The organism is Natrialba swarupiae (assembly GCF_008245225.1).
Lineage (GTDB): Archaea > Halobacteriota > Halobacteria > Halobacteriales > Natrialbaceae > Natrarchaeobius > Natrarchaeobius swarupiae.
In genome coordinates, this window is record NZ_VTAW01000001.1 from 248,603 (window position 1) to 269,348 (window position 20,746).

The 20,746-nt window shown below is 61.8% G+C and carries 21 protein-coding genes and 1 tRNA gene; 12 read left to right on the plus strand and 10 right to left on the minus strand.

The window, feature by feature from the left end:
* Positions 1-69 precede the first annotated feature (69 nt).
* A complete protein-coding gene (locus FYC77_RS01215; RefSeq protein ID WP_149079674.1) occupies positions 70-567 on the minus strand; it encodes an FxLYD domain-containing protein in 498 nt (165 codons plus the stop codon).
* A 173-nt stretch (positions 568-740) separates the two neighbouring features.
* Between FYC77_RS01215 and FYC77_RS01220 the strand changes: the two genes are divergently transcribed.
* From FYC77_RS01220 to FYC77_RS01230, 3 genes are all read left to right on the plus strand, one after another.
* Entirely contained in the window at positions 741-1,817 is a 1,077-nt protein-coding gene (locus FYC77_RS01220; protein WP_149079675.1) for a hypothetical protein, read from the plus strand.
* Positions 1,818-1,962: 145 nt separating this feature from the next.
* A complete protein-coding gene (locus tag FYC77_RS01225) occupies positions 1,963-2,988 on the plus strand; it encodes a hypothetical protein (RefSeq protein ID WP_149079676.1) in 1,026 nt (341 codons plus the stop codon).
* A 156-nt stretch (positions 2,989-3,144) separates the two neighbouring features.
* Entirely contained in the window at positions 3,145-3,429 is a 285-nt protein-coding gene (locus FYC77_RS01230) for a hypothetical protein (RefSeq protein ID WP_149079677.1), read from the plus strand.
* 42 nt (positions 3,430-3,471) lie between these two features.
* Here the strand turns inward: FYC77_RS01230 and FYC77_RS01235 are convergent, their stop codons facing one another.
* Positions 3,472-3,816, minus strand: coding sequence for a cupin domain-containing protein (locus tag FYC77_RS01235; RefSeq protein WP_149079678.1), 345 nt, complete (start codon positions 3,814-3,816; stop codon positions 3,472-3,474).
* Between the two features lie 263 nt (positions 3,817-4,079).
* Between FYC77_RS01235 and FYC77_RS01240 the strand changes: the two genes are divergently transcribed.
* Genes FYC77_RS01240 through FYC77_RS01250 form a run of 3 tightly spaced genes read left to right on the plus strand, consistent with a single transcriptional unit; the run spans position 4,080 to position 7,075 of the window.
* Positions 4,080-5,150 (plus strand): ABC transporter ATP-binding protein, encoded by a 1,071-nt coding sequence (locus FYC77_RS01240; protein WP_149079833.1) that lies wholly within the window; start codon positions 4,080-4,082, stop codon positions 5,148-5,150.
* A gap of 4 nt (positions 5,151-5,154) precedes the next feature.
* Entirely contained in the window at positions 5,155-6,108 is a 954-nt protein-coding gene (locus FYC77_RS01245; RefSeq protein WP_149079679.1) for a carbohydrate ABC transporter permease, read from the plus strand.
* Between the two features lies 1 nt (position 6,109).
* Positions 6,110-7,075, plus strand: coding sequence for a carbohydrate ABC transporter permease (locus FYC77_RS01250; protein ID WP_149079680.1), 966 nt, complete (start codon positions 6,110-6,112; stop codon positions 7,073-7,075).
* A gap of 144 nt (positions 7,076-7,219) precedes the next feature.
* Here the strand turns inward: FYC77_RS01250 and FYC77_RS01255 are convergent, their stop codons facing one another.
* Both FYC77_RS01255 and FYC77_RS01260 read right to left on the minus strand, forming a co-directional pair.
* Positions 7,220-7,516 carry a hypothetical protein gene (locus tag FYC77_RS01255; RefSeq protein WP_149079681.1) on the minus strand — a complete coding sequence of 99 codons (297 nt, stop codon included), beginning with the start codon at positions 7,514-7,516 and terminating at the stop codon, positions 7,220-7,222.
* A gap of 1 nt (position 7,517) precedes the next feature.
* Entirely contained in the window at positions 7,518-8,843 is a 1,326-nt protein-coding gene (locus tag FYC77_RS01260) for an ABC transporter substrate-binding protein (RefSeq protein ID WP_149079682.1), read from the minus strand.
* 203 nt (positions 8,844-9,046) lie between these two features.
* On the opposite strand from FYC77_RS01260, the gene FYC77_RS01265 reads away from it, so the two are divergent.
* The 3 genes from FYC77_RS01265 (at position 9,047) to FYC77_RS01275 (ending at position 13,025) form a co-directional block, all read left to right on the plus strand.
* Entirely contained in the window at positions 9,047-10,219 is a 1,173-nt protein-coding gene (locus tag FYC77_RS01265; RefSeq protein WP_149079683.1) for an AI-2E family transporter, read from the plus strand.
* A gap of 39 nt (positions 10,220-10,258) precedes the next feature.
* Positions 10,259-11,107, plus strand: coding sequence for an aldo/keto reductase (locus FYC77_RS01270; RefSeq protein ID WP_149079684.1), 849 nt, complete (start codon positions 10,259-10,261; stop codon positions 11,105-11,107).
* Positions 11,108-11,513: 406 nt separating this feature from the next.
* Complete coding sequence (locus FYC77_RS01275) at positions 11,514-13,025, plus strand: phosphoenolpyruvate carboxykinase (ATP) (RefSeq protein WP_149079685.1); 1,512 nt, start codon at positions 11,514-11,516, stop codon at positions 13,023-13,025.
* Between the two features lie 239 nt (positions 13,026-13,264).
* Here the strand turns inward: FYC77_RS01275 and FYC77_RS01280 are convergent, their stop codons facing one another.
* The 3 genes from FYC77_RS01280 to FYC77_RS01290 form a co-directional block, all read right to left on the minus strand.
* Positions 13,265-14,872: a hypothetical protein gene (locus FYC77_RS01280; RefSeq protein WP_149079686.1), complete on the minus strand. Its 1,608-nt coding sequence runs from the start codon at positions 14,870-14,872 to the stop codon at positions 13,265-13,267.
* Positions 14,873-14,971: 99 nt separating this feature from the next.
* Positions 14,972-15,913: a site-specific integrase gene (locus FYC77_RS01285; RefSeq protein WP_149079687.1), complete on the minus strand. Its 942-nt coding sequence runs from the start codon at positions 15,911-15,913 to the stop codon at positions 14,972-14,974.
* 353 nt (positions 15,914-16,266) lie between these two features.
* Positions 16,267-16,338: transfer RNA gene (locus FYC77_RS01290), tRNA-His, on the minus strand.
* A 176-nt stretch (positions 16,339-16,514) separates the two neighbouring features.
* Between FYC77_RS01290 and FYC77_RS01295 the strand changes: the two genes are divergently transcribed.
* Positions 16,515-16,970 (plus strand): DUF5814 domain-containing protein, encoded by a 456-nt coding sequence (locus tag FYC77_RS01295; RefSeq protein ID WP_149079688.1) that lies wholly within the window; start codon positions 16,515-16,517, stop codon positions 16,968-16,970.
* A 56-nt stretch (positions 16,971-17,026) separates the two neighbouring features.
* Here FYC77_RS01295 and FYC77_RS01300 read toward each other — a convergent pair whose 3' ends face one another.
* Positions 17,027-17,440, minus strand: coding sequence for a ribbon-helix-helix protein, CopG family (locus FYC77_RS01300; protein WP_149079689.1), 414 nt, complete (start codon positions 17,438-17,440; stop codon positions 17,027-17,029).
* Between the two features lie 128 nt (positions 17,441-17,568).
* Between FYC77_RS01300 and FYC77_RS01305 the strand changes: the two genes are divergently transcribed.
* Positions 17,569-18,675: a VOC family protein gene (locus FYC77_RS01305; protein WP_149079690.1), complete on the plus strand. Its 1,107-nt coding sequence runs from the start codon at positions 17,569-17,571 to the stop codon at positions 18,673-18,675.
* Positions 18,672-19,379: an alpha/beta hydrolase gene (locus tag FYC77_RS01310; protein WP_149079691.1), complete on the plus strand. Its 708-nt coding sequence runs from the start codon at positions 18,672-18,674 to the stop codon at positions 19,377-19,379. Before FYC77_RS01305 ends, FYC77_RS01310 begins: the two co-directional genes overlap by 4 nt.
* A 32-nt stretch (positions 19,380-19,411) precedes the next feature.
* Here the strand turns inward: FYC77_RS01310 and FYC77_RS01315 are convergent, their stop codons facing one another.
* Positions 19,412-19,897 carry a VOC family protein gene (locus FYC77_RS01315; RefSeq protein ID WP_149079692.1) on the minus strand — a complete coding sequence of 162 codons (486 nt, stop codon included), beginning with the start codon at positions 19,895-19,897 and terminating at the stop codon, positions 19,412-19,414.
* 212 nt (positions 19,898-20,109) lie between these two features.
* A complete protein-coding gene (locus FYC77_RS01320) occupies positions 20,110-20,745 on the minus strand; it encodes an RPA family protein (RefSeq protein ID WP_149079693.1) in 636 nt (211 codons plus the stop codon).
* Position 20,746: the final 1 nt, after the last annotated feature.

Here is a 20,746-nt window from a genome sequence, read left to right on the forward strand (position 1 = left end):
CGGCCGTTACGGGGCCGTTCCGTCCGCGTAGGGTCGTCTCAGACCTTGTGGAGTCGTTCCACCGGCGTCTCACGTTGGCGTCCCCAACACGGCGACGTCGTAGCGTCCGACGTCCGCTGGTGACTCGAGCAAGATCACTTCGAACGCCCACCGATCACCGGCGTCGACGTCGCCGATCGTATCGAGGTACTGACCGAGCTGGTCGCCAGCGTCGTCGTAGACGCGAGCGCGAACCTCCACGACCTGGACGCGGTCGTCGCCGACGTTTTCGACCGTTCCCTGTACCGTCGACCCCCTGAAGTCGTCCTCGAGGACGAACTCGTGGTCGACGAGCGAGAGCGACTCGAGCGACGTGGCGCTCCCGTGGCTTTCCTGTCGGGCGAGCGCTTCGGCCGTGGTCATCTCCTCGGCCGATCGGTCGTCGCCGGCGACGTCGACGACGCCACCGTCTTCGTACGCCGGGTTAGCGCCCTCGTCGAGCCCGTTGCACCCGGCGACGGCGACCGCGGCCCCCGATCCGAGAACTGAGAGGAGTCGGCGTCGAGTAGAGCGGTGACGGGACGTCATCGTCGCGACGGTCGCGTGAGCGGGTCGCTGACTCGTTCGCTGTCTCCGATCATACGAGAAGCGACGGCGGGGAGGTAGTTGAGTCTGGGCCCTGCACACCGGAGTCGACGGGACGAGTGCGAACAGCGGTATGCAACGCGGGACCTTTTGCTCGTCGACGGTGAACCGACGATATGGGGTCGTCCGACACCGAGAAGACGCTCGAGTCCTACGGGCCCGACATCGGCGAGCGCACGAGCGGGTTGACTCGAGTTCGCGAGTGGGTACTGGTCGAAGGCGACCGCCTGGTCGTCGCAGCGCTCGTCTCGATCGCGGCGTTTTTGGGGTTTCTCGTGCTCGACGAAGTGGGTATCATCTCCGTTCTCAACGGCGATTCGATCACCCGCCTGGCTGGCGGCATGATCGCCGGAACGTTCTCGCTCGTGACGCTCGTCGTCTCGATCAACCAGCTCATCCTCTCGCGGGAGTTCGGCGCGGCTGGCGAGTCCGAGCGTCAACTCGAGGGCGTCGTGTCGTTTCGAGAGGACGTCGCGGAGACGGCGGCCGTCCCCGCGGTCCCCGCGTCGCCGACGAGACTGCTCGAACTGCTCGCGGCGTCGGTTCGCGACCACGGCGGAGAACTCGAGAGCGCAATCGACGATAACGACGACGAACTCGCGGCGCAGGTCGGGTGGTACGCCGCCGACGTCCAGGAGCGCGCCGACCGACTCGACGAGACCCTCGAGCACACGAAGTTCGGGACGTTCCGAGCAGTCTCGGCAGCGATCGGCTACGACGACGCCTGGCAACTGTACGTCGCCCGCCACGTGAAGGGGCGATACGGCGACGACCTCTCCGCGGAGGGACGCGAGGCACTCGAGGAGTTAATCGAGACGCTCGAGTTGTTCAGCGTCGCTCGCGAGCACTTCAAGACGACGTATCTCCAGCGCGAGTTGACGCGTTTCTCACAGTTGACGATCTACTGTGGCGTGCCGGCGATCCTCTCTGCGATGTTGATCGGCTTTCTGTACGCCGACCTCGGCGGGCCGTCGATCAACGTCGACTTCCTTCCGGTCGTCGTCGCCGCGCTCGTCGCCGTCGTCGTCTCGCCGCTCGCGCTGTTGACCTCCTACATCCTCCGGACGGCAACCGTGACCCGGCGGACGGCCTCCGTCGGCCCGATGCTCCCCCAGAAGGCACCGGACGAGGGCCCCTTCGACGTCACGTACGCCGAGGAGTCGGAGTCGGGGTCCCCGACGGGGTCCGACTGAATCGATCGCCGTTCGGACTCGATCCGAGCGTTGGGACGGACACCAACCCGGACTCGAGCGGTCGCTGGGCCGGCTCGAAACCGCTCTCACCCGTCGAGTCCCGGCCCTGTTATTTTACCGCCGACCGTCGTGTGTCCGGACGTCGATGACCGACCCGGACTCGAGCGACGAATCGAACGGCTACGACAGACTCGGTGGCCCCCGGCTCTGGCTGTTACTTCGGCTGAACCGCTGGGCATTTACCGGTGTCATCCTGCTCGCCGTGTTCGTCGTTCTCGTCGCCGCAAGCGGACTCGAGTTGACGCCTCTCCGGGAGATCGTCGAGAGCCAGGACGGCATCGAGTTCCTCTTCTCGGCCTTTATCGGGGCGATCATCACCGGCACGTCGATCGTCGTCACGATCAACCAGCTGGTGCTCTCCCAGGAACTCGGCGCGGTCGGCCAGCAACGCGGACGGATGCAGGAAGCGATGGGGTTTCGACGGGACGTCGAGAGCACGATCGAGGAAGACGCGAGTCCGCCCGAACCCGCCGCCTTTCTCTTCGAACTCGTCGACGGAGTCCACGAACGGGCGAACGAACTGGAGTCCGAGATGGAAGACGAACGCGACGAGGAGCTTCGGGAGAAGGTCGCAGAGTACGTCGAGGAAACGACCGGCAACGCCGAGAGCGTCAAATCGGATCTCCGAGACGCCCAGTTCGGGACGTTCGACGTGATCTGGAACGCGCTCAACTTCAATTATTCGCGGAAGATTTACGACGCCCGCAAGATTCGAGCCGATCACAGCGACTCGCTCTCCGACGAGGCGAACGAGAAGGTCGATCACGTGATCGACACGCTCCAGCTGTTCGGGCCGGCCCGCGAACACTTCAAGACGCTGTACTTCCAGTGGGAGTTGATCAACCTCTCGCGGGCGCTGTTGTACATCTCGGTGCCCGCACTGACGGTGATGGCGTTGCTGATCATGTACGTCGACGGGAGCGCGCTTCCGGGAACGACCCTCGGCGTCGACAACCTGGTCTGGGTGACGAGCGCCGGGTTCGTCGTCGGCATTTCGCCGTTCGTCGTCTTCATCGTCTACATCCTCCGCATCGCGACGGTCGCGAAGCGAACGCTCGCGATGGGTCCGTTCATCCTCCGGGAGTCCGAACGCGACGAGGACCTCGGCTGACACCGACCGCCGTTCGGACCACCGGTGCCCCGAGCGACGGATCGGCAACGACGGACGGCGAGACGAACGATCTGCTTCGGCCTCCCCGGCCTCGAGATCGGTCGACGCGACTGCCTGTCCCCCCATTATTTTCCGGTCGCCGTCGAACACTCGCACATGTCCGACGGGGAAACCGAGACCGTTCGCGTCTGGTTGGTCGAACGGACCTACTCCGACGACGAACAGAACCTGATCATCCTCACGTACGCCACGACGGACGGTGACCGGTACTTCCGCAAGGAGCGTGCGCTTACGTCGTTTACCGACGCTCGCGAGACGACCGCCGCCGTCGATGCGGCTCCCGAGAACCTCGGCACCGTCGGCGACCACGACCGTCGGACCCAGTACGCCGACGAGGCTCGACGGATGGCGTCCGTCCACGACCCCGACGACGTCATCTGACGTGCACCTCGAGACCGCACTCGCGCTCGAGCGCCGGTGTGGTCACTGCAGCGCGCCGACGAGGACGAGTTCCGCCCGTTCGTCGCCGCGGTTGTGGATCTGCCGGCTCTCGTCGGGATCGATCCGGATCGCGTCCTCCGCCTCGAGCGAGACCGTCTCCTCGGCGTCGGTCAACTCGACGTCGATCGATCCCGAGACCACGTAGTAGATCTCCTCCTGGCCCGTCTCGGTTTCGTCGTGTTCCTTGCCACTCGCCTCCGCCTCGAGTTCGAGGACGGTGAACCCGAGCGACGACGTCTCGAGTTCCTCGCGCAGGAACCACATTCCGCCGTGTTCTTCCGGGACGACCGATTCGGCGTCGGTCTTCGCTGCGGTATCGTATCCCATGGATAGTCGATCTACGGCTATCCGGTAAACTCTTGGAGTATCGGCGATCCGCTCGTCCGCACCCGGACGGTTCCGAACCAGTCGGGTGCGACGAACGACTGGTTTTCGGCACAGTCTCTTCAGATCGAATTATTATATGAGATATGATTAAACCTGAGGAAATACGCTACAGTAGGCTGGTTTTCACATAAATTATATCTGGGGTGTTGGGGAGGTTTAATGCGTCGATCCGTGTACGTCGATACTGTATGACACAGATCACCATGGAGGACGTGAGCAAGTACTTCGACGACGGCGAGACCGTCGCGAACTACCGGCTCAACCTCGAGGTGGAAGACGGCGAGTTCATCGTCTTCCTCGGGCCGTCGGGCTGTGGGAAGACGACGGCACTCCGACTCGTCGCCGGGCTCGAGGATCCCTCCGAGGGAGCGATCTACTTCGACGGCCAGCGAGTCGACGGTCGGTCACCGAGCGACCGAAACGTCGCGATGGTGTTCCAAAACTACGCGCTGTATCCGCATATGACCGTTGCGGAGAACGTCGCCTACCCGCTCAAGATCCAGGGAGTTCCGCCCGACGAACGCGACCGGAAGGTCGAGGAGGCGATGAGTTTCCTGCACATCGAAGACCAGGCCGACAAACCTCCTGCCGAGTTGAGCGGCGGACAACGCCAGCGCGTGGCGCTGGCCCGCGCCATCGTTCGGGAGCCGTCCGTCTTCCTCCTCGACGAACCGCTGTCGAATCTCGACGCCAAGCTTCGCCAGGAGATGCGAAGCGAACTGAAACGCCTCCAGGACGAACTCGGGATCACGACGATCTACGTCACCCACAACCAGGAGGAGGCGATGAGCATGGCCCACCGGGTCGTCGTCATGAACCGGGGGACGATCCGTCAGGTCGCCCCGCCCGGAGAACTCTACTCGCGCCCGCGAACGGAGTGGGTCGCTCGATTTATCGGCTCGCCGCCGATGAACCTGCTCCGGGGAACCCGCCAGAACGGCTCGATCGAATTCGGCGAGGCGGGGTCGGTGGATCTCCGTCGAACGAGCCCCGGCGGCCTCGAGACGGTTCCCCGTGGGACCGTCTCGCTCGGCGTTCGACCGGAGGACATTACGGTCGAGACCGATCCGCCATCCGGAACGGCTGCGATCGAGGGGACGGTCGACACCGTCGAACCGCTCGGCGAGTACACCATCGTCAACGTCGCCGTCGCCGATCAGATCGTCAACGCGAAGGTGTCGTCGACGTCCGTCGACCGCGAGGATCGCGTCTACCTCACGTTCGACGACGACGACGCCTACCTCTACGACGAGAACGGCGAACTACTCTCCTGAGACGATGAGCTTACGAGATCACATCGACGCGCTCGAGGCCGATGGGGTTGCGTGGCCGGACGTCGATCGGCGGAAGGCAACGGCGATCGTGGTGTTTCTCGTCCCCGGGCTGACGCTGTTCGGGATCTTCTCGGTCGGCCCCATCGTCTACTCGGCGGTCGGGAGTTTCTTCTCGTGGGACGGGTTCACCATAGAGAGTTTTACCGGGCTGGACAACTGGATTCGGACGTTCGCCGACCCCCTCATCGTCAACTGGGACAACATTCTGCGCTGGCGGTTCCCGATGGGCGCGCTCACGCAGAACCTCCTCTGGGTCGTTCTTCACGTCCCGATCAGTACCTTGCTGGGGCTTGGAATGGCGCTTCTGTTCGTCGATCTCAAGGGACGACGGATCCTCCGATCGATGGTCTTTCTCGGATTCACGACGCCGACGATCATCATCGGGCTCGTCCTCATGTTCATCTACGACCCCCAGGCGGGGATCTTCAACGAGTTGCTTCGCGTAATCGGCCTCGGCGGACAGGTCCGCAACTGGACGCAGTCGCCCCAGGTGGCGATCTACGCGCTCATCGCCGGCGGCATCTGGGTACAGACCGGATTCAACATGTTGCTCTACAGTTCGGCGCTGGCGGCGATCGATCCGTCGCTGATCGAGTCCGCGAAAGTCGACGGCGCCGGGCGCTGGCGTCGGTTCTGGGACATCACCTGGCCGCTGGTCAGACCCGTCACCGCGGTGGTCGTCATCATGGGGATCATCTGGGTCATGCGGGTGTTCGACATCGTCTACGCGGCCGGCGGCTCCGCCGGCGGCCCAAATCACGCCTACTCAGTGCTCGGGATCGAGGTCTACCGCGCCGCGTTCGAACCGCCGATCGACTACGGGAAGGCGATGGTCGTCGCGCTCGTCCAACTGGTCATCGTCGCCCCGCTCGCGCTGTACATCGCCCGAATGAACTAACATGGCAGACGATACCCACTCCCCAGGCGAACCGACCCCGGCCTCGAGTCGCGAGACCGACCAGTATCTCCCCCCGGACGCGATACCCGAGACCGCACCCCGGAGAGAGGACGACGTGGCGACGCGACTCGCCGCCGCCGTTCCGTCGATGCCACGGCTCCTGAAGTACGCGATCGCGATCACGGTTGCGGTGCTCTGGATCGTCCCGTTTCTGGGGCTGTTCATGGCGTCGTTCCGGCCGCTCGGCGAGATCCTCGCCGGCTGGTGGCACGTCGAGGGAATGACGATCACCCTCGAGAACTACACGCGGGCGTGGTCGTATCAGACGGCACCGATGGGTCGGGCGCTGTTCAACACCCTGGTCGTCACCGTGCCGGCGGTGCTCGTCGTCATGTTGCTCGGCGCGATGGCGGCGTACCCGTTTGCACGGTTCGAGTTCCCGCTGAAGACGACGCTGTTTTTCCTGATCTTGCTCGTGATGGCTGCTCCGCCGGAGCTGGTCGCGATGGGCAACTACAACACGCTCCGCGAGATCGGGCTGTTCGACAGCTACATGGGGTTGATCCTGGTCCACATCGGCTGGGGGCTGGGCTGGGTCGTCCTCTTCCTTCGCAACTACCTGCTCGGCATTCCCGTCGAGCTAGAGGAAGCCGCACGCATCGACGGTGCCTCGCGGTATCAGATCTTCCGGACGATCATCCTGCCGCTGTCGACGCCCGCGCTCGTCTCCGTGGCGGTAATCCAGTTCACCTGGGTCTGGAACGCCTTCTTCTTCCCGCTCGTCTTCATGCGCTCGCCGGAACTCTACCTCGCCCCGCAGGTCCTCCCGCTGATGACCGGCCGCATCCAGGTCGAGTGGGGGCTCGTCGCCGCCGGCTCGGTGATGACGATGGCCGTCCCCGTCTTCCTCTTTCTGGTACTCGAGCGCTACTACAAACAGGGGGTGGTTGCGGCGGTCACGGACTGACCACGCGTCGATCCGGTTTTCGCCCGGCGGTTCGTCGTCGAACCGCTACTCGTCGTCGCTGACTTGCGGTTGTGCGTGCTGGCTCGAGAACGCTCGAACGCCATAACACAGCTGTTCGAGCCGTTACGACGCCGATCGTCGCCCCTATAACGGCCCGATCCCAGTCGCCGTAGCGATCACCGCGAGAGCGATCGCGAGCAGGTTCGCGACGAGGAATGCGGTCGTCGATCGCCAGGCGAAATAGAGGAAGGTGAGGAGTGGGAGGGCGGCGACGATCGCCGGTCGGACGCCCTGGACCGCAAGCGTCGCGAGAAAGGCGGTCGTAAACAGGTAGAGGACGTCCATCGCGAGTGTGCTGGCGTTGCGCCGACGCATCTCCTGTCCCAGGACGTACACCGCCTCGGCGGGGCCGCCGCCACGCGTTCGATCGCCGTCGACCACGTTAGACCTCGTCTTGCTCCTCGACCGTCTCCTGTAAGACCGCGTCGAGCGAGTCGACGAGTGGCTCGACGTCCTGGTCGGGTTCGGCCCAGAAGCCGGTCAACACGGACCAGAACTCCGACTGGAACGGATCGCCGAGCGTGTCGTCTAAGTCCGGCACGAGTTCCACCTCGTCGGCCATCTCCGAGAGCTCGAGCATGATCTCGACGTCGTAGGCGTCGTCGTCCACCTCGAGGTTCGAGGCGATGAAACCGCCGCGTTCGGCCCACACCGCCTGGCCGTCGGCCGACACCATCTCCGCGACGGCCGTCCGCGCCGCTTCGACGTCGTCGCCGTACTCCGGGACCGTAAACCAGTTTTCGGCGGCGACCATCGCATCCGTGCCGGGGAGCATGAAGACGTCCAGATCGTCTGGGTCCTCGATCGCCCCGAACGTCGGCGTCCACGACCCCATGAAGTACAGCGGAATCTCGTTCTCCCAGAAGAACTCGTACTGGATGCCGAAGTCCCGGACCTCGCTGAAGTACCCCTGCTGGAGGAGATCCTGGATCTCCTGGAAGGCCGTGACGACGCGCTCGTCGGTGAACGCCGCGTCGCCATCGATGAGATCGCGCTGGAGCTGTGCGCCGTCGTCTTGCCGGAGGATGAACGCCTCGGTGACGTCGCTCAGCGGCCAGCCGTCACCGTTTCCAGACGCCAGCGGCGCTTCGACGCCCTCGATCCCGTCGATCTCCGCGAGCAGATCGAGGAACTGGTCGTAGTCGTCGGGCTCCTCGAGGCCGTGATCGTCGAAAAACGACGATCGATACCAGAATCCGGGTTTGAGATCCATCTTGAACGGCGCGGCGTAGGCCTCACCGTCGACGCTTACGAACTCCGGATCGGGCGCGAACTCCTCGGGATCCCAGGTGTCGGTCAACGACGCCAGATGACCCGACTCGGCGTCCGACTGGACGCGGGCCGGTGACGGCATCACGACGACGTCGGCGGTCGCCACGCCCGCCTCGTAATCGATCAGCGTCCCGGTCAGAATCGCCTCGGTGTCCCGCGGTTCGTACGTAATGTCGATCCCGGTCTCCTCCTCGGCGTGATCGACGACCGCGAGGAAGTCTTCTTCCTCGTCTTCGGTCCAGACGCCGGTGACGGAAATCGATTCCTCTTGTACTTCTCCGCCCTCGTCGCCGACATCGTCGGCGTCGTCGGCCTCGTCAGTGCTCTCCTCGACGTCACTCCCTTCCTCTCCGAGACAGCCAGCCAGGCCGACGACGCCGGCCCCGACTCCTCCGATAACGGTCCGCCGACGCACAGGCATGTTACTGTCACCCATACTGATTTCCGACCACGATCTCGGACTTAATGGTTTGCCCAAGCGCCATGTAATTAAGTGTGGAGTGAGTTACCGCTCTCCGGGAGATTCTCCACAACCAGACCGACGCGGTACGGATCGAAACGAGATGCCGAGTCGAACGGCAGTGTCGGTCACCTACCGCATGATTTATTTGAAATCCCTCACGATACACGTTTGACAAAATGAACGAGAAACGTACGGTAGTTACCCTGTTCGGGGTCGGCGTCGCGGTCGTGACGGCGTACATCGCCTACCGATTCATCGCGGCGCTTACCATTGCCGTCTTTCTCTACTACTCGACGCGGCGCTTCTACAAGTCCCTCGAGCGGCTTCACCTTCCCGATAAGGCACGTGCCGGACTCGTCATCTCGTTTCTCGGCGTTCCGTTGCTCGTTCTCATCACCTACACCGTCGCCCTCATCGTGGTCGAGATCCGCAACTTCGCTGCCGAGTATCCGGTCACCGAGATGCTTCCACAGGACGTCGTCTGGGTACAGAGCCTCGAGAACCCGCCGGAGCTCACGATTCAGGGGCTGGCCGTCGCCTACCAGGCCGGCACTTTCGACCCGTTTATCGACTTCGCGGTCGACCACGCCGGCCTGCTGACGAGCGTCGTCTCGAACGTGCTGTTGAATCTGTTGATCGTCGTCGTCGTCACCTACTACCTCCTGATCGACGGCTCGAAGTTCCACGAGTGGTTACTCCGGTTCGACGACGACGCGATCGTCCGCGAGTACCTGGAGACCGCCGACAAGGAACTCGAGGCCGTACTGTTCGGAAACCTGCTGAACGTGATCCTCATCTCGCTGATCGCCATCGTCACGTTCATGGGGTACAACCTAGCGGTCCCGTCGGCCGTCGAGATTCCCTACCCCGCACTCGCCGGCGCGCTCACCGGTATCGCGAGTCTGATTCCGGTCGTCGGGATGAAAATCGTCTACGTTCCCGTCGCCATCGCGGCGGCCGTCCCGCTCGTCCTCGACGGCACCACCTCGCTGATCGTCTATCTGGTGGGCTTTCTGGTGCTCACGATCGTCGTCGTCGATACGATTCCCGATCTCGTCCTCCGTCCGTACCTGAGTGGCGAGCGCACCCACGTCGGCTTGCTGATGCTCGCGTACATCTTCGGCCCGATCGTCTTCGGTTTCTACGGGCTCTTTTTGGCCCCGATCATCCTCGTCCTCGGACTGACGTTCGCCGACACCGCGCTTCCGCGACTCCTCGGTGCCAACGCCGGTCGGCGCTCCGGCCCACCCGAACGAACCGAGGGCGTCTCGGTCTCGGGACAAACCGAGGGCGTCTCGGTCTCGACGCAATCTCCCTCGAGCGAACCGTCGGGGGAAGCCAGCCAGTGACAGTCAACGATTATCAGGACGGAATCCGTTAGCACGCTCGTGAACAACGATACGACAGCGACGTTCGACATCGGCGAGACGACGGTCGACCGACTCGGATTCGGGGGAATGCGTCTCTGTGGCGAGGAGATTATCGGTCCACCGGAGGACGAGGAAACCGCACGCGAGGTCGTGCAGACGGCCGTCGATTCGGGCGTCACCTTCATCGATACCGCCGACTCCTACGGCCCCGGTGTCAGCGAACGGCTCATCGGCGAAGCGATCGGCGACCCCGAGGACGTCGTCGTGGCGACGAAAGCCGGCCTCTTGCGCAACCGCGAGGGCGAGTGGCTCGCCCACGGCGACCCCGATTACATCCGCAATCAGGTGCTCGCCTCCCGCGACCGGCTCCGAACCGAGACCATCGACCTCTATCAGTTCCACCGCCCCGACCCCGACACCCCCTTCGAGGACTCCGTCTCGACGTTCGCCAAACTGAAAGACGAGGGCCTCGTCGACCAGGTCGGCCTCAGTAACGTCTCCGTCGACCAACTCGAGACTGCACGCGAACACGTCGAGATCGCGACCGTCCAGAACCGGTACAACGTCGACGATCGATCGTCGAGGGACGTCCTCGAGGTCTGTACAGACAACGACATCGGCTTCATCCCCTGGGCACCCATCGACGCCGACGACCTCGCAACTCACGGCGACCTCATCGACGAGATCGCCGACGAACACGACGCGACCAGACGACAGGTCGCGCTGGCGTGGCTGCTCGAGCGGTCGCCGGTGGTGTTGCCGATCCCCGGTACGTCGAGTCCCGACCACCTCGAGTCGAATCTCGAGGCTCGAGAGCTCTCGCTTCCCGACGAGGCGGTACAGCGATTGACCGACGCGGGTCGATAAGAGATCGTCTAACCGACACCGCCTTTCGGCGTTCCACGCCTGAGACGGTCTGCTGTCCGTCAGCTGTAACATTCCCTCGCTCGGGACGTACTGGAGTTCAACGATGCGGAGGGCCCCATCCACAGGCTTATTAACTCATTTAATCAATAGAGGTATATCCGATTCAGCGTACCCAGCCCGTACTATCGGTAGGCCGACCAATCATCGCGCGAGGATGGATCTGGCCCGACCCCAGAACGGGTGACTCTCCAATATCAAGTTTACTCAGCTTTGAGTACAATCTATCGCTATTCGGCTACTGTGGGCCGTTATGAACTCCCATATGGCAACGTGAGATTAGGTAATTTGTATCACACGCAGGATAGGATCCTCGGCGTTTATGTACCAGCGTGATTGCATCCCTAGTATGTCCGAAACCGGGACCAAGCGTCGGTCTCCCAGACGAGAGCTTCCGGATCCGACTGAGGCGTCGAACGTGCGATACAACCCTACGCTCGAGGAGCTACGTGAACTCGCCGAAGACGACGAGATCACCACCGAGTTCGGCTCCTCGTCGTACGTCAGCGAGTACCGCTCGCGGTGTGCGGACAAGACCAAAAACGCAGTCGACGACGAGTTTTCGACCGAGGACTACGACCTGCTCGAGAACGCCGTCGACGCCGTCGAAGCGCGTGAGATGATCTGTGTCGACCGGCTCATGGGGCGCCACCCCGACGCGACCTTCTGTTGCCGTCTCTACGTGCCGGTAGCACACGCTCGCATCGCCCTGGCGTGGGCGAAGCTGTTCGAGCCGGCCGACGGCCGCGAACCCGACCTCGTGACCGTCCAGGACCCCGACCACGAGCGGACGGCGATCCGCGTACTCCCCGAGGACGGGTTCACCGCGGTACTCGGCAGCGATTACACCGGCGAGGCGAAGAAGTCGTTCCTCCGCCTCTTCATGTACCGTACGAAACAGCGTGGCGGTCTCGGTCTGCACGCGGGCAGCAAGCGTGTACGGGTCCGCGACGCTGACGGCGATATGCACACTGTCGGCCAGGTCTTCCTCGGCCTCTCGGCGACCGGCAAGTCGACGCTGACCTCCCACGGCCTCTGGCTCGAAGAGCCCGAAGACGCCGTCATGCTCCAGGACGACGTCTGTGCGTTGCTCCCGGACGGCTCCGTCGCCGGAAGCGAAGGCAAGGGGCTGTTCATCAAGACGATCGGCCTCGAGCGAGAGGAACAGCCCACCCTCTATACGGCTGCGACCCACGAATCGGCGGTGCTCGAGAACGTCGCCGTCGACGACGACGGAACCGTCGACTTCGACGAGCCCCGATACACGAAAAACTCCCGGGCGATCGTCCAGCGCTCGGAACTCGAGAGCGCCGACGAGGAGATCGACTTAGACGGCGTCGACCAGGTCTTTTTCATCACGCGCAACCCGCTTATGCCCCCGGTCGCGAAACTCGACGAGGAGGAGGCGGCCGTCGCGTTCATGCTCGGCGAGTCGATCGAGACCAGCGCGGGCGACCCCTCGCGTGCGGGCGAATCGATCCGCGTCGTCGGAACGAATCCGTTTATCATCGGCTCGGAGGGCGAAGAAGGGAACCAGTTTCGCGATCTCATCGCCGATCTGGACGTCGACTGTTTCGTCATCAACACCGGCTATCTCGGCGACGAGTCCAAAGATATCGGCGTCACCGAGTCGGTGACGATCCTCACCGAACTCGCCCGTGGGACGATCGAGTGGACCGACGACGAGGCGACCGGCCTCACGCTCCCCGAAGCGGTCCCTGGCCTGGACATCGAGGCGTTCTCCGTCCCCGACCACGTCGACGATTACGAGACCGCCGCCGCTGAACTCCGCGAGGAGCGCCTCGAGTATCTCGAGCAGTTCGAGGACTTAGACGAGAAGATCAAAGAAGCGACGTACTGATCGACCGGTTTCACTCGAGTCCGAGTTATCCAATAGAGTCGGATTATCTGAGCAGCAGAGCAACTAAATTGAGCAGCGGTTATATAGAAAATGACGGGATTTTTACCCTTGGTGTAGATGTAGGTGAAAGCATTGGAGTATTTGATGTATTTAGCGATGTCGGAAATTCAGTAGAACACCCTGTTACAGGACAAAGTGGTTTTAACGACGAATATGCACAGAAATGTGGTTGAAGAAGGCTAGTCCCAGACCTCGGCTACCGAGTTAGTATAGTTAAAGTTTCTGATATCTTCAACTTTCTCCTCTTCGACAAAGACGTATGTCTCGGTATCGCCAAGCTCTCCTTCTGCTACCAAGTATCCGTCCGGTACTTCGGACTCTACATGGCTCTTTGCATGTAGGGGTTCGTGTTTTTGGCTAGTTATTACTGTCCACTTCTTTCTTGTATCTTCCTCGAACTTATTTAGCTTGTTTTTGTTAAAGTTCGGTACAAACTCTGTATCCAACTGTTCTGCATATTCGTGTGATGTTAAGAATCCAAGTATCTTTGTCTCTCTAATACCGTCTACCATCTCTGTAGGAGAATCGTTTCCGGCCGAGTCAATAAATCTTAAAGAGTTTCCGAATATTGCGGAGTGTATATCGGTTTTATCCAGTACTTCGTAGTTTCTGTCTTTCTGTTTTTCTATAGTGTTTTTCATTTCCTGGTAGTCGTACGGTCCTAGTGCTGTACCGTCTCGGTATTCGCTTTCCATTGCCGGCCGGATGAAGTCTGTTCCTGGCTGTTGTATGCTGTCACGGTTTCTACCCCACATCGGTTCACAGTAGTGGAGGTTCCAGTCGCCGGATTCATCTTTAAGCGCGATATTGATGACTTCATGTGTGGTTGTCGGTTCGTATGTTTCCCAGACAACCATGTCGTCCCGGTCCCAGTCCAGAAGCTCTTTTCCAAAGTATCGGAGAGCGTTGTAACCAACTACGCTACTTGTCCCGCTGCCACGGATGTTTGAGTCTATTACTCCTTTTCCCATTCTTATGGTTGGGAATATTCCTTTTACCATGCCGTACAGTTTTTCTTGTCTTGTACCGTTTTCCGGTATTTCTTCTTCTACAAAACTTTTGATATCGTCGTAACCTCTGATTCCGGAGGTATGTGTGGTTAATACATCTTCCCCGGTTACAGGAGGTCCGTCTATGTCGTTCCAGTATTTTTCGTCCCAGTCTTCTTCGGTTAGTGTGTTTACTATGGTATCCCATTCTCTTTCTGTGGTGTAGTCTGAGTCTCCTCCGGCTGTCTCTGCCTGGTCGCGGAAGTCTACTTTAAATCCTTTCCACGGGTTTTCGACCGTTTCTGTAACTGTTTCCGTATCCCCTTGGTCGTCTCGAAGTTCGATTTCGACCGTGTTTTCGCCGGGCTGGAACTGCTGGGTCGGAATCGCCCCAGATAGCTCCGCCGTCTTCCCGTCGATACTCACCGTTTCCTCGAGATCGTCGAGGGTCGCCGATCCGAACACGCCCTCGAGACTGGCGTCGACGGTGAGATCCTCGAGTTCCGCATCGGACGTCAGCGACACCGTGAGTTCCGACCGCTCGTCGGCGTTCTCGTCGGTGACCAGTGGAATGTAGCCGTGTTCGACCTCGAGTTCGACCTCGGGATCGACCAGCCCGCCCTGTGGATCGTCGCTGTCGGATTCACGACTCGGGTCGGTGTCGCTGACGGGCTCACCGTCTGCGTCGGTCGCCCCCTCCTCGAGTACGTCGGTACAGCCAGCGATACTAGCACCCGACGGTACAGACAGCGCTACCAGAACCGTTCGCCGGTCGATTCGCCACTTACGGTCACCCATCGAAATCCCCTCTCATACGCCCTCGAGTAATTGAATCGACGGTTATCACGATCCCCAATAAATGTATCCGTAGCAACGACTGTCAGTTCAGTCGACAGATCAGGGGCGCTCGAGGATTCGCTTTCGTTTCTCGACTGCTGATCCGTATCGTCGCACTGTATGCGACGATGTATGGCGTAACTGTTCTCGAACATGCTCGAGATCACCGTCCTCGGCCATGTGCTTCCCGACAGTATCTCGAAGCGTGAGCCACGTAATTTGGCGACCATCGTCGTCGATTTCCCCAATATCGCAGAGTTTGCGCAGCAGATAGTTGAGCGAGTTCGACTGATATGGGTTTTTCTTCCGCGTCAACCACAACAGGTCGGTGTCGTCGTACTTGGAGTACTGTGCTCGCTCTTCGAGCCAGTTCTCGAGCGCCCGCGTCGTTTGCGGACGTAACGCGACGATCCACTGATCGTCCTCTGACGATACCTCCTCGTTCGGAATCTGTAGAATACCGTTCTCGAGATCGAGCCAGAACGTCTTCGCCCGCTCGACCTCGTCGGGGCGAAGCCCCGTATCGAGCGTCGTCCAGATGAGACTCGGGTATTTCCAGCTGTCCGCTCGCTTCCAATCGTCCGTTCCGATCTCCGATTTCGGAACCCCGAACCGCTGCGCGAGGTATTCCTTCCATCGATCCCGTTCGTCGGGTGAGAGGCTCGTGTAACTCGGAATCGATCCGTATTCGAGGGCGGCTTCGCGGAGCATTGCCATCTCCGTTCTCGTCAGGCAATCCTCGAGCGACGAATCCTCCTCGGAGACCGTGAAACTGAACTCCGGTTCCCATTCGGGTGCGCCTTTGATGTGGTGTTTCCACTTGAAGAGCAATTTTAGCGCTTTCTCGATTCCCTTCTTGTACGAATTCTCGTGATCCTGCAACGCAACGTGTTGGAGGTATCGATCCGCGTGTTCTGCATCCACCAGTAACGTGTACCCGTTCTCGAGTTCGGACCAGACGTACCGGTAGAAGCCGTCGATTCGGTAGATGGCGACCTCCACGGTTTTTTTTGCTGTATCCCTCCTCCTGCTGGGGATCTTTTCCTTCGTCGAGCAACCAGTCGATCAACCGCTTCTGGTGGTGCTTGTAATCGAAGACGTGTTTTTCGTTTGCTTCCAGGGTTTTCCGAGTCGGTTCGGAAAGGATACGGATGTCTCTGTATGTGGCCATTGGTATCACCGGACGAATGTTGAATAATTTATTACCTAGGTTTATAAAATGTATTAGTACAGGCATTTTTAAACACCCGGGTACGGCGGGGCGACTACCTATTGTTCTAACCGTGAAGCCTGTGAATGGCGATCGGACCCAAAACTGAGAGACCTGAAAATCGCCCGTAGAAACCGTGATGGAGGTCCGGGTGCGAGAATCGAACCCGCGTCTCAGCCTCCACAAGGCTGAAGGATAACCACTACCCCAACCCGGACACGCTTGCAGGCTTATTTAGGACTGGTCCACCTGAAATACGTTACGACTCGAGTACGGTCCGTATGCGAGTTCGTGACGCGGATTTTCCCGTTCTCGCGAACCTCGAGAGTTCAGTTCTCGCCACAGTCGCGACCGAGACCCTTTTTTCCGCGCCGACCGTAGCCTCGCCAACGCGTGGCCATCACCGACAAGATCTACGTCAAGAACCACCGACAGCTCAGCTCCCAGCTCGAGACGAACATCCCGAAAGGCGCGTTCAAGGGGGCGACGCTCGACGTGCTCTTCCAGGGAGAGGGCCTCGAGAAACTCGACGACGCCACCCGCGATCGCGTCCTCGATTTCGCACAGGACTTCCTCGACTGTGACTGCGACAACAACCCCTACTGTGGCTGTCCCGAGCGGAAGTTCCAGCGATACCTCCTCGAGTTGCGCGCGCAGGGACTCGGTCCGGACGCCATCGTCGACGTGATGAGCGACGATTACATGCTCTATGCCTACCCCGGCGACGTTCTCTCGTTTCTCGACGACGCCGTCCGGACGCTCGAGGCCGCCGAAGGACTCGCTCGCGTCGACGGCGCCGACGGGAAAGCCGACGAGATCAGACGCGAGAAACAGAACCTCGCCAGATAAGACGCAATCGAGGCCCGCAATCGGCGCTCGAAGCGAACTGCGTCGACCGGAGGCGATCACCGGAGCTGGTAGGATTCGCCCTCGCCATCCAGGTCGTCGAGTAAGAGCACCTCGTCCTCGCCCTCGAGTCGGTCCTGGAGGTCGTTGACGTACGCCTTGTACTCGTCGAGTTGCTCCCGGAGGTGGTCGGCCTCGAGTTCGAGCCGTTCGTGCTCGCGGATGAAACTCTTGGGAACCTCGATCGTCGGCGGGAACGATAGGTCGCCGTCCTCACCCTCAGCCGGTGCCGAACGCGACTCGAGTTCCCGCCTGGGAACGACCTCGACCTGGCCGTCGTGGTCGACGAGCTGGTCGACGTAATCCCGGAAGACGGCCGAAAGCGAGATATCCCGTTCTTCGGCGATATCCTGGAGCGCCTCGAAGGCGTCCTCGTTGACGCGAAACGAGATCGTCTTGTTCTTGTTGCCCATTCGCCCGCTAGTGCGTACTCCGATCACTTAACGATTCGTCAGACGACGGTCTTTCCTTCCGATCAAAATAGTGCGAACAGAGAGAGGGAGTCGGACAGGCTAACCCGCTCGAGCCCTAACGTGACCCCATGCTCGCGGACACACCTGGGCTCCACCACGTGACGGGAATCGTCGGTGACGCCCAGGAGGCCGTCAACGTCTACGCCGGCGTACTGGGGCTTTACCCCGTAATCCGGACCGTGAACGTCGAGGACGTTCTCCAGCATCACCTCTACTTCGGCGACGAGACGGGCTCGCCGGGGACGGTCTTTACCTGCTTTCCCGACCCCCACGCCGATCCAGGACGCGTCGGCAAACCCCAGGTCGATGCCGTCGCCTTCCGCGTCCCCGACGGCTCGCTCCCGTACTGGTGCGAGCGCCTCGAGGCCCACGACGTCGACGTCGACGGCCCGCTCGAGCGATTCGACGAACGATTCCTTCGACTCGAAGATCCCGTCGGGACGAGACTCGAACTCGTCGCCGACTCCGACGCTGACGACTGTGACGCCGAGCCGTGGCCGGAAAGTGACGTTCCGCCAGACGCTGCAATCTGTGATCTGTACGGCGTCTCGACGCGTTCGTTGAACCCCTACGCTACGGCGAGTACGCTCGAGACTCTCGGCTTCGCGTACGACGAGGAAGGTGACGAACGGGTCCGGTACCGCACGACAGGCGATCGGGCGACGGTCGTCGACGTGGGGGTTGGGGCGGAAGAAACCACGGCCGACTCCGGAACGGGCTCGGACGTATTCGAGGGCGGCTCGGTGGCCGAGCGAGCGGCGTCGTTCGGCCGGGAGGGGCCGGGAACGATCCACCACGTCGCCGTCCGAGCCGAGAGCGAGGCGGCGCTGTCCGAGTGGCGCGAGCTGTTCGACGACCGCGGATACGACGTTTCGCGAGTCAAAGACCGTCACTTCTTTCACTCGCTGTACGTCCGCGAACCCGGTGGCATCCTCTTCGAACTCGCGACCGAGACCGACGGCGTCGCCGTCGAGCGCACGCTGGCGACGGATACCACCGATTCGACGGACTCGAGGGAGCCGACGGACCTGCCGCTTTACCTCCCGGACTGGTTCGAAAGCGATCGCGAGTTGATCGAGAGCCAGCTTCCCTCGCTGTCGATACCGATCGACGAAGACAGTCGCAAACCGAGCGACGCGGGAGGCGGTGATACCGAAGACGAGGGCGGAGCGTGACGGACTCGAGTCGCCGACTGACCGCCGTGTCGGGGCCCCACGAGGGACAGGAACTGCTCACTGCGGGTGCGCCCGCGATGGCGGCAGACGCGGCCGTCGTCCTCTGTCACGGCCGTGGCGCGACCGCCCAGGGTGTCGTCAATCTGTTCGATCCGATCTCCCGCCACGGCGTTGCCTTCCTCGCCCCGCAGGCCGAGCGGAGTCGGTGGTACCCCCGTCCGACGACCGCTCTGCGAACCGAGAACGAACCGTGGCTCACTTCGAGCGTCGAGTGCGTCGACGCCGCGCTCAAGGCGACCCGATCGATCGGCGTCCCGCCGGAGCGGACACTTCTCGGGGGGTTCTCACAGGGCGCGAGCGTGGTCGCGGAGTACGTCCGCCGAAACCCGAGTCGGTACGGCGGCGTCTTCCTCCTCTCTGGGGTGCTCCCTGGTGACGCCGTCAGAGCTCCCGACGTAACCGATCCCGCCGACGCGATCGATGGCGACGGCTCGGACGACCGAACCGCGGCCCTCGAGGGAACGCCGGTCCTCGTCGGATGGGGCGAAAACGACCCACGGATCGACCGTGGACGCGCTGGCGAAACTGTCGAGGCGTTCGAGCGAGCGGGCGGCGACGTCGACGAACGGATCTATCCCGACCTCGGCCACGAGGTAACCGACGACGAGTTCGAGGCGATTCGCGCGATGCTCCCGGACCCGTAACCGATTCTCACCGCACCAGCCGCCGATCGGCGTCAGTCCGGCCCCATTCCCTTCTCCTCGAGTTCATCGATCGCTGCAGCGGTCTTCTCACACTCCTCGAGACCCATTCCGGGGAGAACGTGGTCGGCTTTGGTGAACTGGATCTCCGCGTAGTCGACGATCTGGACTCGGTTGCCCCAGGGATCGCGAAACTCGAGACCCGGTGCGTCGAGTCGATCGATTCCCAACTGCTCGAGTCGGCGTTCGACGCGGTCTGCGTCGTCGACGACGAGACCGAAGTGACGGGCGTCGTCGATCCCGTCACCCTCGGTCTCCGCGAGCGCGATGAACTGATCGCCCATATCGACGAACGCTTTCGTCTCGGAGCGGCCGCGTTCCTCGAACGCGAAGATCGACTCGTAGAACTCGAGTGCTGCCTCGAGGTCGGCAACCTCGAGTGCGACGTGGTTGATGCCGACGAGCTGTGGTCGGTCGTCGGCGTCTCGGTGGTGATCGCGGTCGGTCGACCGTTCGGTCATACGAACACCGTCGGTATCGGTCTGAAAAGATATCTGCCGGCCGATCCGTGCCGATCGACCGACTGCCGCCTACCCGCCGAACGGAATCGGTGGTGTGTCGTGGTGGTCTCGAGTTGGGGTCCGTTCGGCGGTCCAGTACCGTTCCAGCGTCGATGCGGGTCGAATTCGATGGTGGGGCCGATTCAACCCTGTCGTTCGGGCGTAGACCGCCACTACGTGGTCGGTTCTGGATTCTGTGTGCCCTCGATGGACTCGAGTGCCTGGATCACGTCGTTGCGGTAGTTGACGACCGGGGAGTCGTAGCGCTCGCGAGCCATCTTGGCGTACTCGTTCGTGGGTGCGGTCGATCCGCTCTCGGGAGGCTCCTGTTCGGCTTCCCACTCCTCGAACGCTTCGACGCGCTCTAACGTGCGTTCGGCGGTCTCGACGACCCAGCGGTCGCGGGTCGCCTCGTCGACGATCGCGATGGATTCGGGTCGAAGCGAGACGTTGACCGTTCCGTCGTCGGTCTCGTACGTCCGGGGTTTACCCACGACCGCGGCGTACGCTGGGGGCTCCGTATCGCGGAGCGCGGCCGCCGCTTCGGGCTGATACTGACCGGCGTAGACGAAGAACGTCCCCGTCGGATCGACGACGCGGCCACGCCAGTACTCGCTTTCCTCGCCGACGTCTTCGGTCTCGGTTAAGGTGCCGACGACGAACACGCGGTTCGCGCGGTCGCCGGTCGGGAGGAGCGCGTAGTTGGGTGCGCGCTCGTCGTCGCTTTCTTTGAAGGCGTACGTCGAGTCGTTGAATTCGGAGGCGAAGACGCGCCGGGCGACTTCGCGCGTGAGTTCTGCGCCGCTCATG